Origin of the sequence: Microbacterium sp. A8/3-1 (assembly GCF_040267695.1) — a bacterium.
GTDB classification, from domain to species: Bacteria; Actinomycetota; Actinomycetes; order Actinomycetales; family Microbacteriaceae; genus Microbacterium; species Microbacterium luteolum.
Genome location: NZ_CP158357.1, coordinates 260825 through 274427, shown reverse-complemented (window position 1 = coordinate 274427; position 13603 = coordinate 260825). Strand labels below are relative to the sequence as shown.

Here is a 13603-nt window from a genome sequence, read left to right as displayed (position 1 = left end):
TCTGTGCCTTCGCCCTGGACTTCGCCGCTTTCTCAACCACCGGTTCTCCTGCTCCTTCGTGCTTGGTCGATTCTAGCGGCCGCCCTGTTCTCCGGCCTCCCGGCACGCGGCACAGCGCCTCAGCGGGCGCGGGGATGCGAGGTCGCGTAGATGTCGCGCAGCGTGTCGACCGACACGTGGGTGTAGATCTGCGTCGTCGCGACGGATGCGTGGCCGAGGAGCTCCTGCACCACGCGCACGTCGGCGCCGCCCTGCAGCAGGTGCGTCGCGAAGGAGTGCCGCAGCGTGTGCGGTGAGACCTCGCTCGTGATCTGGGCGCTCTCCGCCGCCGCCCGGATGATCAGCCAGGCGCTCTGCCGGGACAGCGGCGCTCCGCGGGCCCCCAGGAACAGCCGGGCGGATGCCCGTCCCTTCGCGGCGAGCCCCGGGCGCACTCTGGTCAGGTAGGCGTCGACGGCATCGCGGGCGTACGACCCGATCGGCACGATGCGCTCCTTCGACCCCTTGCCGCGCAGGCGCAGCACATCGCCGTGGGCGAGGTCGTCGACGTCGAGCCCGATCGCCTCGGACACACGGGCACCCGTCGCGTACAGCAGCTCGAGCAGGGCACGATCGCGGATGCCGACGGGGCCTTCCGGCGACGGCGCGGCGAGAAGGCGCTCGACCTGGTCGATCGTCAGGGCCTTCGGAAGCCGACGCGGCGCCTTCGGCGGGCGGAGCCTCCCGCTCGGGTCATCGACTTCGACGCCCTCTCTGGCGAGGAAGCGATGCCAGCCCCGCACCGACGACTGCAGCCGGGCGAGGCTGGTCGACGCCGGGGGCGGTTCGGCCGACGATCGCTCCGTGATGAAGCGCCCTATCACCGCCGGGGTGATCTCGGCGGTGTCGACGATCCCGTCAGCCGCCAGCCACTCCAGATAGCCCCCCAGATCCCTCCGGTAGGCGGCGATGGTGTGCTCGCTCAGACCGCGCTCGATCGTGACGTGCCGCAGGTAGAGGTCGAGAGCGCGAGGAAGCAGCATCCTCAGGGCCGATCGCGCAGCCTCTGCGACGCCGCGAGCACTCCGATCGACAGGATGCCGTTGCGCATGCGCCCGGCGAGGACGGCATCGACCGCGGCCGAGAGCGGCACCCACTCGACGCGGATGTCGGCCTCCTCGTCCTCGCGGTCATGCGCGGACTCGGCGGCCGAGATGCCCGTCGCGAGGAAGATGTGGATCATCTCGTCGTTGCCGCCCGGCGTGGTCCACGACGACACCAGCGGTTCCCAGTGCGCGGCGACCAGGTCGGCTTCCTCGGCGAGTTCGCGCTTCGCCGCCTCGAGCGGCTCCTCGCCGGCGATGTCGAGAAGACCGGCCGGCAGCTCCCAGTCACGGTGGCGGATCGGATGCCGGTACTGCTGGATCAGCAGGACACGGCCGTCGTCGTCCAGCGCGAGGATCGCCACGGCACCGGTGTGCGCGACGTACTGCCGCACCATCTCGCCGTCGCCGTACCGCACCCGGTCGGAGCGCACGTCCCAGACCTTGCCCTCGTAGACGAGGTCGCTCGTGAGCACCTCGGGTGAGAAGGGCTCGTCGCGGAGCTCCCCCACCGGGTCCGTCATCGGCACCGGGTCAGTCATCGGCGCTGACGTCGAAGAGCTCGCTGGCGCGGTGGCGCTCGATCGCGGCGCCGACGAGTCCGCGGAACAGCGGATGCGGGGCCGTCGGACGCGAGCGCAGCTCGGGGTGCGCCTGCGTGGCGATGTAGTACGGGTGCACGTCGCGCGGCAGCTCGACGTACTCGACGAGATCGAGTTCCGGGTTGAGACCGGAGAACACGAGCCCCGCCTCGGAGAGACGATCGCGGTACGCGTTGTTCACCTCGTAGCGGTGACGGTGCCGCTCCGAGGCCTCAGGGGTGCCGTAGAGCTCACGGGCGAGCGAACCTTCGGCGAGAGCCGCCTGGTACAGACCGAGCCGCATCGTGCCGCCCAGGTCGCCGCCGTCGAGGATCTCGATCTGCTCGGCCATCGTCGCGATCACGGGCTCCGAGGTCTCGGGGTCGAACTCGCTGGACGATGCTCCGGCGATGCCGGCCACGTCGCGCGCGTACTCGATCACCATGCACTGGAGGCCGAGGCAGAGGCCGAGCGTCGGGATGCCCTGTTCGCGGGCGAACTTGAGCGCCCCCAGCTTGCCCTCGATGCCGCGGATGCCGAAGCCACCGGGCACGCAGATGCCGTCGAGCTGGGCCAGCTGCTCCTGCGCGCCCTCGGGGGTCTCGCAGAGGTCGGAGGGGATCCAGCGGATGTTTACCTTGGTCTCCTGGGCGAACCCGCCGGCCTTGAGCGCCTCGGTCACGGAGAGGTAGGCATCAGGCAGATCGATGTACTTGCCGACGAGGCCGATCGTGACCTCGTGCTTGGGGTTGTGCACAGCGTGCAGGACCTTGCTCCAGCGCGTCCAGTCGACCTCTTCGGCAGACTTCTCGGCGAGGCCGAGGCGGCGCACGATGAAGGAGTCGAGTCCCTGATCGTTGAGCGTCGACGGGATGTCGTAGATGCTCGGCAGGTCGACCGTGTTGATCACGGCTTCGACGTCGACGTCGCACATGAGCGCGATCTTGTTGCGGTTGCTCGCGCTGACCGGGCGGTCGCTGCGGAGCACGAGCGCGTCGGGCTGGATGCCGACCTGGCGGAGGGCGGCGACCGAGTGCTGGGTCGGCTTGGTCTTCTGCTCGCCGGACGCGCCCATGAAGGGCACCAGAGAGACGTGAACGAAGAACACGCTGTCGCGGCCGAGCTCGTGACGGAGCTGGCGGGCGGCCTCGAGGAACGGCTGCGACTCGATGTCGCCGACCGTGCCGCCGACCTCGGTGATGATCACGTCAGGACGCGGCTCTTCATGCGCCTGCAGGCGCATGCGGCGCTTGATCTCGTCGGTGATGTGCGGGATGACCTGCACGGTGTCTCCGAGGTACTCGCCGCGGCGCTCGCGCGCGATGACCTGCGAGTAGATCTGGCCGGTCGTCACGTTTGCGGCCTGCGACAGGTTGATGTCGAGGAACCGCTCGTAGTGCCCGATGTCGAGGTCGGTCTCGGCGCCGTCGTCGGTCACGAAGACCTCGCCGTGCTGGAACGGGTTCATCGTGCCCGGGTCGACGTTCAGGTACGGGTCGAGCTTCTGCATCACGACACGCAGGCCGCGAGCGGTGAGGAGGTTGCCCAGGCTGGCCGCCGTGAGTCCCTTGCCCAAAGACGAAACGACACCACCTGTCACAAAAATGTGCTTGGTCGTGTCGTTCTTGGGCCCCGCAGAAGAAGAGTTCATCACGGGCTTCGATCCTATCAGGCAGCAGGGGTGCCGAGGCTGAGAAGTTCTCGGGCATGGGTCAGTGCAGCGTCCGAATCGGCGAGTCCCGACAGCAGGCGGGCCATCTCGGCCTCCCGCTCCTCGCCCTCCAGAAGCCGCACACTGGAGGCGGTGACGGCGCCGTCGTTGGCCTTCACGACGGACAGGTGATTGTTCGCGAAGGCCGCGACCTGCGCGAGATGCGTGACCGCGATGACTTGTGACTTCTCTGCAAGCCGGGCGAGTCGCCGTCCCACTTCGATCGCCGCAGCCCCGCCGATGCCCGCGTCGACCTCGTCGAAGACGAAGGTCGGCACCGGGTCGGTTGCGGCGATGACGACCTCGATCGCCAGCATCACCCGGGAGAGCTCTCCCCCGGAGGCGCCCTTTCCGACGGAACGGGGCTCGGCGCCCGGGTGCGGCGCGAGGAGGATCGCGACGTCGTCGCGGCCGTGCGTGCTCTCGGCGCCTTCCGAGACGGCCACCTCGAGACGCGCGTCCGGCATCGCGAGGGCGTGCAGCTCCTCGGTGACCGCCGCGCCCAGACGCGTGGCGGCCGATGTCCGCTCGGCGGTCAGGACGGCGGCGTGCGCGTCGAGCTCGGCACGCACCGCATCCCGTTCCTCGGCGAGCCGCTCGATCCGCTCTCCGTCGTCGTTGAGTTCGGCGAGACGCGCAGACCCGGTCCGCCACACCTCGAGCGCCTCATCGAGCGAACCGTGCGCGCGGACCAGCGTTCCCAGGGCGGCGCGACGCTCCTCGACGGCGGCGAGCTCGTGCGGCCCCGATTCGTCGAGATCCGCGAGGTATGCGGACAGGAGGCCGGCGACATCCGCGATGCGATAGCCGATGTCGGCGATGCTCTCCGCGATCTCGGTGAGCTTCGAGTCGGACACGCGCTCGAGCAGACGGCGGGCCTCCGCGACGAGGGCGGACGCATCGGGCTCGCCCTCCTCGCTGGACAGCGCGCCGTGGGCGAGGGATGCCGCCAGTCGCAGCTCCTCGGAGTTGGCGAGGCGCTCGGCGCGTTCGCTGAGCTCCTGGTCCTCCCCCGGCTCCGGCGCGGTCGCCTCGATGAGCGCGAGGGCCTCGCGGAGACGCGCGGCCTCCTCGGCGCGGCGATCGCGGTTCTCGGAGATCTCGGTGATCTCGGCGTCGAGCGCCCGCCAACGGGCGAAGGATGCCGTGTACGCCTCGAGGGCTTTCGCGACGGGGGCGCCGCCGAAGCGGTCGAGCGCGTCGCGCTGCGCGGCTGCTGAGCGCAGCCGGAGCTGCTCGGACTGGCCATGAACGACCACGAGTTCCTCGGCGAGAGCGGACAGCACGCCGGCAGGGGCAGCGCGACCGCCGACGCTGGCACGACTGCGGCCCTCGGCGCTCAGGGTGCGCGACACGTAGAGCTCGGCGAGGTCGGTGCCGGCGGGTTCGAGCTCGCCCCCGGCATCCGTCACGATATCGGCAACATCGCCCTTCTCCGGGACGATCCAGACACCGGCGACCGAGGCCTGCGCGGACCCGGCGCGCACGGCACCGGAATCGGCACGCTGACCCAGCAGCAGTCCGAGGCCGGTGACCACCATCGTCTTGCCCGCGCCGGTCTCACCCGTGATCGCCGTGAAGCCAGGTCCGAGGGGCAGCACCGCGTCGGCGATCACGCCGAGGCCCTGCATCCGCATCTCCTCGATCATGGCGTCTTCCCCGGCTCCTGCCCGCGCCATCCTTCGACGGGCAGACGGAACTTGCGCACGAGGCGGTCGGTGAAGGCGGCGTGGTGCAGCCGCGCCAGGCGCACCGGACGGGAGGACCGGCGGACGACGACGCGAGCGCCCGGAGGCAGGTCGTGCGAGCGCCGGCCATCGCACCACAGGATGCCGGAGCCGTCGGTGCGCTCCAGCATCTCGATGGCGACAGCGGCGTCGGGACTGACGACGAGCGGCTTGGCGAACAGCGCATGCGCCGACAGTGGCACCACGGCGATCGCCTCGACGCTCGGCCAGATCACCGGCCCGCCGGCGGAGAAGTTGTAGGCGGTCGAGCCGGTCGGCGTCGAGACCACCATGCCGTCGCACGCGAAACTGGACAGCGGTCGGCCGTCGATCTCGAGCACGACCTCGATCATCCGCTCGCGGCTGGCCTTCTCGACCGTCGCCTCGTTGAGCGCCCAGGTGTCGAAGACGACCGCGCCTGCGGCATCCTTCACCCGCACCGACAGCGCGAGACGCTCCTCGACCTCGTAGTCGCGGTCGATCACGCGGCGCACCGCGTCATCCATGTCATCGCGATCGATCTCCGCGAGGAAGCCGACGTGCCCCATGTTGATGCCGAGCACGGGCGCACCGCTGTCACGGACGAGCTCGGCCGCCCGCAGGATGGTTCCGTCCCCGCCCAACACGATCGCGAGCTCGAGGTCCGCGGACTCGGACGAGCCGTCGAGGACATCGACGTCGGTGAAGAAGCCGTCGACCGCGGTGAGCGCGGCATGGTCGTCTGCGGCGAGGAACGGACGGGCGCCCGCACCACGCAGCGCGTCGATCACGCGACGCGCCGCCTCCACGGTCTCGACGCGGCCGGCGTGGGCGACGACCAGGATCCTGCGCTCGTTCATCGTCCCCCTGCCAGTCGATTGATGCTGTCCAACCATTCTGTCGGATTGCTGCCTCGTCCCGGCGCGAGGTGCACGAGATATTCGGCGTTGCCGTGCGTGCCGAGGATCGGGGAGGGAAGGATGCCGAGCATGCCGAGGCCGATATCCCAGGCGCTCCATACGGTCCGGGCGACGGCATCCGCGCGCGTGGCGGGGTCGGTCACCAGACCGCCGCGCACGGCGGTGCGGCCGACCTCGAACTGCGGCTTCACGAGGAGCAGGATATCGGAACCCGGCGCGGCGACTCCCGCGACGGCCGGCAGCACGAGCTCGAGGGAGATGAACGACAGGTCGCCGACGAGGAGCTCCGGTGGCGACTGCTCCCCCGTCGCCACGGCGAGATTCTCCGGCGTCATGTGGCGCACGTTGTAGCCCTCGACGGCCACCACGCCTTCGTCGGCGGCGATCGACGGCGCCAACTGGCCGTGCCCCACGTCGACAGCGAGCACTCGTCGGGCGCCGCGCTCACGCAGCACCTGGGTGAAGCCACCGGTCGAGGCGCCCATGTCGAGCGCGAGCCTTCCCTCCACCGGGATCGCGAAGCCGTCCAGGCCCGCGATGAGCTTGTGCGCGGCACGGCCGACGTAGTGGTCGGAGCCGGCGATCGTGATCTCCGCCTCGTCGGTCACCGGCGTCGAGGACTTCACGACCGGTCGGCCGTCGACGCTCACGAGCCCCTCGGAGATGAGGGTGGCGGCGTGGCTGCGCGACCGGGCGAGTCCTCGGGCGGCGAGGGCGGCGTCGAGTCGCGTCATCGGGATCCCGGGGTCTCCCGTTGGTCGAGCTTCGCGCCGGTCTCGAGGCGGCGGGAGAGCTCGTCGTGCAGGGCCGAATAGGCATCGGCACGGGCGGGGAGCGGCTGTCCCTCGATCAGGCGCAGGCGACTCCACAGACCGTCGGTCGGCGTGCTCGTCGTCTCATCGCTCACGGTCCTACTGTACGCGGCGCGGCGGACAGAAGACGGAGCCACGGCGACCCCGGATCAGGGCCGGTGGAACGGATCGTCGTAGAGGCGCTCGGGAACGCGCAGGACGAACACCGGTGTGCCGGATGCCCAGATCGCCGCGGCGCCTGCCCGGAGCAGGTCGATCTGCACGCCCGATTCGGCGACGATCTCGACATCCGCGCCGGACACGCGCACGGCGGCTCCGTTCACGTGGAACACGCCGTCCTTCTCGATCGCCTCAGGGTACGGCTCGTGCAGCTCGCGCAGGTCGCCGAGGATGTATGTGGGACGCGAGCCCTCCGGAGCTGCCAGCACGTGCTTGGGGCGATCGATGCCGGTGAGCACCAGTACCGAGTCGATGCCGACCCGGCTCGCTCCCATGATGTCGGTGTCGAGGCGGTCGCCGATGAACAGCGCCTTCTGCGCGCCGAAGCGCGCGAGGGCCTCCTCGAAGATCGGAGCCTCCGGCTTGCCGGCGACGGTCGCCAGGCGGCCGATCGCGGTGTGCACGGCAGACACCAGGGTGCCGTTGCCGGGGGCGACACCGCGCTCGCGCGGGATCGTCCAGTCGGTGTTCGTGGCGATCCAGGGAATGCCACCCTCTTCCTCGGGCAGCTTGAGGGCGAACGCCGCCTCGGCCAGGTCTGTCCAGGCCACCTCGGGAGCGAATCCCTGCACGACCGCGGCCGGGGAGTCCTCAGCGCTGCGGGTGACCGTGTAGCCGGCCTTCGTGACCTCGTCGACCAGACCGTCCCCGCCGACCACGAGGATCGTGGCAGGAGCAGGAAGGATGCCGGCCAGAAGGCGCATCGCGGCCTGCGGGCTCGTCACGACGTCGGATGCCGCGACCTCGAGACCGAGGCTGCTCAGGTGCTCCGCGACGGACGCATCGGTGCGGGCAGCGTTGTTCGTGATGTAGCCGAGGCGAGCCGACTCCCCCGCGCGGTTCAGGCTGTCGACCGCGAACGGGAGCGCGCCGGGGCCTGCGTAGACCACACCGTCCAGATCGGCCAGGACCGTGTCGACGCCGTCGAGCGGAGTGGACGCGGCCGGTCGCTTCCGGGAGAACAGCGCCACTACGCGTCCTGCTCCGTGCCCTGAGCCTTCTCGTCGTCCCCAGAGCCGTCCAAGTCGTCCGAGTCGTCGGAGTCGTCGGAGTCGTCGGAGTCGTCGGATTCCTCGTCCTCGCCGAGGAGCTCGCGGACCTCGTCCTCGACCGTGAACTCGTCGGCTGCGGCTTCATCGGCGGCAGCCTCGTCGGTAGCAGAGTCTTCTGCTGCGTGCTCGTCGGTAGCAGAGTCTTCTGCTGCGCTTTGCTGAGACGGCTCCTCCGCGGCGGGCTCCACGTCAGCCTCGGCGTCAGCATCCGAGGCGGTCTCTTCGTCGTCTAAGTCGCCCTCGATGAGGCCGTCCTCGACGAAGAGCTCCTCATCGCCGGCTTCATCGACGCCCAGCGCCTCGGCGGCGACATCCGCGCGGTGCGCCCAGAAGGCCGCTTCCTCCTCGCGACCGAGGTCCTCGAGCACGGCAGCGCGCGCTGCGAACAGCGCCGGGCTCCACTCGAAGGCGCGATCGGGGTCGAGTTCCGGGATCTCGAGCTCGCCCAGCGCCAGTTCGAGATCGCCCTGGTCCAGACGGGCACCCGACATCGCGATCGCGAGCGCCACCCGCACCGGTGTCGTGAGAGCCGTGCGATCGACGGCGCGGCCGGTCTCGAGGGCGCGGTCCGGTCGACCGATACCGCGTTCGCTGTCCACCATGAGGGCGATCTGGTCGTCCTTGCCGGAGATGCGACGGTAGGTGCGCAGCTCGCGCAGAGCGAGAGCGAAGTCCTCGGTCGCGTAGGCGGTGATACCGAGCGTCTCGCGCACGATGGCGATACGTCCGGCACGGCGCGAGGCCGCCAGCGCGTGCTCGTGAGCCAGCGCCGGATCCTCGTCGATGAGCTGGGAGGCCATGGCGAGGTGGCGGGCGACGAGCTCCGCATTCTCCTTGCTCAGTGTCTTGAGCTCATTGCGCGCCGAGGTGTGCAGGTCGCGGGCCGTGACCTCGTCCGGGATGTGCGGGTCGTTGAAGCGCGGACGCTCGTCCGCCGCCTGGACCGGGCGCTCGCGCCCCGAGCCCCCGCGCTGCGGGTAGGAACGGGCGCGGTCGCGGTCAGATCCGGAATCGCGACGAGGAGCAGAGTCGCGGTTGTAGCCGCCACCCTCACGACGCGGAGCGGAGTCACGGTTGTAGCCGCCACCCTCACGACGCGGAGCGGAGTCACGGTTGTAGCCGCCACCCTCACGACGCGGAGCGGAATCGCGGTTGTAGCCGCCACCCTCACGACGCGGGGCGGAGTCCCGGTTGTAGCCGCCACCCTCACGACGCGGAGCAGAGTCACGGTTGTACCCGCCGCCCTCACGACGCGGAGCGGAATCGCGGTTGTACCCGCCACCCTCACGACGAGGCGCAGAGTCACGGTTGTAGCCGCCACCCTCACGCCGCGGGGCGCGGTCGCCGGAGCGGTTGTCGCCCTCGCGACGAGGTGCCGAATCGCGGTTGTAACCGCCACCCTCACGACGCGGAGCAGAGTCGCGGTTGTAACCGCCGCCCTCACGACGCGGAGCAGAGTCCCGGTTGTAACCGCCGCCCTCACGACGCGGTGCAGAATCGCGGTTGTAACCGCCACCCTCACGACGCGGAGCACGGTCTCCGGAGCGGTTGTCGCCATCGCGGCGAGGCGCGGAATCGCGGTTATAGCCGCCACCCTCACGACGCGGTGCAGAGTCGCGGTTGTAGCCGCCACCTTCACGACGCGGTGCAGAGTCGCGGTTGTAGCCGCCACCCTCACGGCGCGGAGCCGAGTCACGGTTGTACCCGCCACCCTCACGACGAGGAGCCGAGTCACGGTTGTAGCCCCCACCCTCGCGACGAGGGGCGCGGTCGCCGGAGCGGTTGTCGCCGTCACGACGCGGTGCAGAGTCGCGGTTGTACCCGCCACCCTCACGACGCGGAGCGGAATCACGGCTATAACCGCCACCCTCACGACGCGGAGCGCGGTCGCCGGAGCGGTTGTCGCCGTCGCGGCGAGGCGCGGAGTCGCGGCTAGGCGCGGAGTCGCGGTTGTATGCGGGGCGGCCGCCGGAAGGACGCTGATTGCGCGATCCGTTGTCGTTGTCGCGACGCGGACGGCGCTCTTCGTCTTCCGGCATGATGCTCCCTGTTTTCGTATAAACGCAAAATGGCCACCCATCGATGGGTGGCCATTTGCTTAAAAGAAGTCCGGCGGTGTCCTACTCTCCCACAGGGTCCCCCCTGCAGTACCATCGGCGCTGTGAGGCTTAGCTTCCGGGTTCGGAATGTAACCGGGCGTTTCCCTCACGCTATGGCCGCCGAAACACTATTGATGTTTCAATCAAACACATAACAAAGTCATTGTTGTTATGCGGTTCTCGACCGTACATCGAGAACCACTCAGTGGACGCGTAGCACCAACAAACGGTGTGTTATCAAGTCATCGGCTTATTAGTACCAGTCAGCTGCATGCATTACTGCACTTCCACATCTGGCCTATCAACCCAGTAGTCTGGCTGGGAGCCTCTCACCCGAAGGTATGGAAATCTCATCTTGAGGCCGGCTTCCCGCTTAGATGCTTTCAGCGGTTATCCATCCCGAACGTAGCTAATCAGCGGTGCTCCTGGCGGAACAACTGACACACCAGAGGTTCGTCCAACCCGGTCCTCTCGTACTAGGGTCAGATCCTCTCAAATTTCCTACGCGCGCAGCGGATAGGGACCGAACTGTCTCACGACGTTCTAAACCCAGCTCGCGTACCGCTTTAATGGGCGAACAGCCCAACCCTTGGGACCTACTCCAGCCCCAGGATGCGACGAGCCGACATCGAGGTGCCAAACCATGCCGTCGATATGGACTCTTGGGCAAGATCAGCCTGTTATCCCCGAGGTACCTTTTATCCGTTGAGCGACAGCGCTTCCACAAGCCACTGCCGGATCACTAGTCCCGACTTTCGTCCCTGCTCGACCTGTCAGTCTCACAGTCAAGCTCCCTTGTGCACTTACACTCGACACCTGATTGCCAACCAGGTTGAGGGAACCTTTGGGCGCCTCCGTTACTTTTTGGGAGGCAACCGCCCCAGTTAAACTACCCACCAGGCACTGTCCCTGAACCGGATTACGGTTCGAAGTTAGATATCCAGAGTGACCAGAGTGGTATTTCAACAATGACTCCACACGAACTGGCGTCCATGCTTCAAAGTCTCCCACCTATCCTACACAAGCCACACCGAACACCAATACCAAGCTGTAGTAAAGGTCACGGGGTCTTTCCGTCCTGCTGCGCGTAACGAGCATCTTTACTCGTAATGCAATTTCGCCGAGTTCGCGGTTGAGACAGTTGGGAAGTCGTTACGCCATTCGTGCAGGTCGGAACTTACCCGACAAGGAATTTCGCTACCTTAGGATGGTTATAGTTACCACCGCCGTTTACTGGGGCTTAAATTCTCAGCTTCGCCTTGCGGCTAACCGGTCCTCTTAACCTTCCAGCACCGGGCAGGCGTCAGTCCGTATACATCGTCTTGCGACTTGGCACGGACCTGTGTTTTTAGTAAACAGTCGCTACCCACTAGTCTCTGCGGCCACCACACCCTTTTCGGAGCAAGTCCGTATAAGTGGATGGCCCCCCTTCTCCCGAAGTTACGGGGGCATTTTGCCGAGTTCCTTAACCACGATTCTCTCGATCTCCTTGGTATTCTCTACCTGACCACCTGAGTCGGTTTGGGGTACGGGCGGCTAGAACCTCGCGTCGATGCTTTTCTTGGCAGCATAGGATCACCCACTTATTATCCGCATCGTGTCTCAGCCTATGTGAACGGCGGATTTGCCTACCGTTCGGCCTACGCACTTGCACCCGGACAACCATCGCCGGGCTGGGCTACCTTCCTGCGTCACACCTGTTAATACGCTAACCGCACCAGAATGGGGTCGTGCGCTAGGCCCAGAGCGTCACCCCGAAGGGATCAGTCACTGGGATTCAGACACTTAGCACTACTGGATTAGCTTGGGCGGTTCTTCGCCGGTACGGGAATATCAACCCGTTGTCCATCGACTACGCCTGTCGGCCTCGCCTTAGGTCCCGACTTACCCAGGGAAGATTAGCTTGACCCTGGAACCCTTGGTCTTTCGGAGGACGTGTTTCTCACACGTCATTCGCTACTCATGCCTGCATTCTCACTCGTGTAGCCTCCACGGCTGGTTTACACCGCCGCTTCGCTGGCCACACGACGCTCTCCTACCCATCAACACGGCTGGACCACGAAGGCCTACCAATAATGTCAATGCCACAACTTCGGTGGCGTGCTTGAGCCCCGTTACATTGTCGGCGCGGAATCACTTGACCAGTGAGCTATTACGCACTCTTTCAAGGGTGGCTGCTTCTAAGCCAACCTCCTGGTTGTCAAGGCAACTCCACATCCTTTCCCACTTAGCACGCGCTTTGGGACCTTAGTTGGTGGTCTGGGTTGTTTCCCTCTCGACTATGAAGCTTATCCCCCACAGTCTCACTGCTGCGCTCTCACTTACCGGCATTCGGAGTTTGGCTGACGTCAGTAACCTTGTAGGGCCCATCGGCCATCCAGTAGCTCTACCTCCGGCAAGAAACACGCAACGCTGCACCTAAATGCATTTCGGAGAGAACCAGCTATCACGAAGTTTGATTGGCCTTTCACCCCTATCCACAGCTCATCCCCTCAGTTTTCAACCTAAGTGGGTTCGGTCCTCCACGACGTCTTACCGTCGCTTCAACCTGGCCATGGATAGATCACTTCGCTTCGGGTCTAGGACATGCGACTGAATCGCCCTATTCAGACTCGCTTTCGCTACGGCTACCCCACACGGGTTAACCTCGCCACATATCGCTAACTCGCAGGCTCATTCTTCAAAAGGCACGCTGTCACCCCTACTAAGGAGGCTCCAACGGTTTGTAAGCAAACGGTTTCAGGTACTATTTCACTCCCCTCCCGGGGTACTTTTCACCTTTCCCTCACGGTACTTGTCCGCTATCGGTCATCTGGGAGTATTTAGGCTTATCAGGTGGTCCTGACAGATTCACACGGGATTTCACGGGCCCCGTGCTACTTGGGATACTCTTCGCGCCAAGCAAGGCATTTCGACTACGGGGTTGGCACCCTCTATGACCGGCCTTTCAAGACCGTTCGTCTATACCTTCTTGTAACGCCGCCACCTCGGCAGAGATGACTGAAAAGTCCCACAACCCCCAACGTGCAACACCTGCCGGCTATCACACACGCTAGGTTTAGCCTGTTCCGGTTTCGCTCGCCACTACTAACGGAATCGCGGTTGCTTTCTCTTCCTGTGGGTACTGAGATGTTTCACTTCCCCACGTTCCCTCTACCCGCCCTATATATTCAGGCGGGAGTCACTAGGTCGGCACGCCGCCCAGCGGGGTTTCCCCATTCGGACACCCTCGGATCAAAACTTGCTTATCAGTTCCCCGAGGCTTATCGCAGATTGCTACGTCCTTCTTCGGCTCCAGATGCCAAGGCATCCACCGTTTGCTCTTAAAGACTTGAAATCACATGAGTTTGAATCAGAATCGACACCAAACCCCAAAAAGAGGTTTGGATTGAAATTGACTAATGATCTTTAAGATCATCTT

The 13603-nt window shown here is 66.1% G+C and carries 9 protein-coding genes and 2 rRNA genes; all 11 read right to left on the bottom strand.

All coding sequences use genetic code 11. From position 1 onward, the window contains the following. Window positions 1-119: 119 nt before the first annotated feature. The 11 genes from xerD to ABS642_RS01340 all read right to left on the bottom strand — a co-directional run bounded on the left by xerD (window position 120) and on the right by ABS642_RS01340 (window position 13519). Window positions 120-1022 (bottom strand): site-specific tyrosine recombinase XerD, encoded by a 903-nt coding sequence (gene xerD / locus ABS642_RS01390; protein WP_350351980.1) that lies wholly within the window; start codon window positions 1020-1022, stop codon window positions 120-122. A gap of 2 nt (window positions 1023-1024) precedes the next feature. Then, a complete protein-coding gene (locus ABS642_RS01385) occupies window positions 1025-1606 on the bottom strand; it encodes an NUDIX hydrolase (RefSeq protein WP_350353382.1) in 582 nt (193 codons plus the stop codon). A gap of 10 nt (window positions 1607-1616) precedes the next feature. Beyond that, window positions 1617-3314: a CTP synthase gene (locus ABS642_RS01380; RefSeq protein ID WP_282216715.1), complete on the bottom strand. Its 1698-nt coding sequence runs from the start codon at window positions 3312-3314 to the stop codon at window positions 1617-1619. 17 nt (window positions 3315-3331) lie between these two features. After that, window positions 3332-5023, bottom strand: a complete 1692-nt coding sequence (gene recN / locus ABS642_RS01375) for a DNA repair protein RecN (protein ID WP_350351979.1) — start codon at window positions 5021-5023, stop codon at window positions 3332-3334. Further along, window positions 5020-5940 (bottom strand): NAD kinase, encoded by a 921-nt coding sequence (locus ABS642_RS01370; RefSeq protein WP_282216713.1) that lies wholly within the window; start codon window positions 5938-5940, stop codon window positions 5020-5022. Before ABS642_RS01370 ends, recN begins: the two co-directional genes overlap by 4 nt. After that, window positions 5937-6734, bottom strand: coding sequence for a TlyA family RNA methyltransferase (locus tag ABS642_RS01365; protein WP_350351978.1), 798 nt, complete (start codon window positions 6732-6734; stop codon window positions 5937-5939). Before ABS642_RS01365 ends, ABS642_RS01370 begins: the two co-directional genes overlap by 4 nt. Beyond that, window positions 6731-6907, bottom strand: a complete 177-nt coding sequence (locus ABS642_RS01360) for a hypothetical protein (RefSeq protein ID WP_282216711.1) — start codon at window positions 6905-6907, stop codon at window positions 6731-6733. Before ABS642_RS01360 ends, ABS642_RS01365 begins: the two co-directional genes overlap by 4 nt. A 54-nt stretch (window positions 6908-6961) precedes the next feature. After that, window positions 6962-8002, bottom strand: a complete 1041-nt coding sequence (locus ABS642_RS01355; protein WP_350351977.1) for an HAD-IIA family hydrolase — start codon at window positions 8000-8002, stop codon at window positions 6962-6964. Further along, window positions 8002-10122, bottom strand: a complete 2121-nt coding sequence (locus ABS642_RS01350) for a primosomal protein (RefSeq protein ID WP_350351976.1) — start codon at window positions 10120-10122, stop codon at window positions 8002-8004. The genes ABS642_RS01355 and ABS642_RS01350 overlap by 1 nt, the downstream gene beginning before the upstream one ends. Window positions 10123-10190: 68 nt before the next feature. Next, window positions 10191-10307 (bottom strand): 5S ribosomal RNA (gene rrf / locus ABS642_RS01345). A 108-nt stretch (window positions 10308-10415) separates the two neighbouring features. Next, window positions 10416-13519, bottom strand: a 23S ribosomal RNA gene (locus tag ABS642_RS01340). Window positions 13520-13603 lie beyond the last annotated feature (84 nt).

What these genes read in the sequence shown, in the direction of transcription:
- ABS642_RS01350 (WP_350351976.1), bottom strand. Translation starts at nt 10,122, where the DNA reads ATGCCGGAAGACGAAGAGCGCCGTCCGCGTCGCGACAACGACAACGGA.
- recN (WP_350351979.1), bottom strand. Translation starts at nt 5,023, where the DNA reads ATGATCGAGGAGATGCGGATGCAGGGCCTCGGCGTGATCGCCGACGCG.
- ABS642_RS01385 (WP_350353382.1), bottom strand. Translation starts at nt 1,606, where the DNA reads ATGACGGACCCGGTGGGGGAGCTCCGCGACGAGCCCTTCTCACCCGAG.
- ABS642_RS01365 (WP_350351978.1), bottom strand. Translation starts at nt 6,734, where the DNA reads ATGACGCGACTCGACGCCGCCCTCGCCGCCCGAGGACTCGCCCGGTCG.
- xerD (WP_350351980.1), bottom strand. Translation starts at nt 1,022, where the DNA reads ATGCTGCTTCCTCGCGCTCTCGACCTCTACCTGCGGCACGTCACGATC.
- ABS642_RS01370 (WP_282216713.1), bottom strand. Translation starts at nt 5,940, where the DNA reads ATGAACGAGCGCAGGATCCTGGTCGTCGCCCACGCCGGCCGCGTCGAG.
- ABS642_RS01380 (WP_282216715.1), bottom strand. Translation starts at nt 3,314, where the DNA reads ATGAACTCTTCTTCTGCGGGGCCCAAGAACGACACGACCAAGCACATT.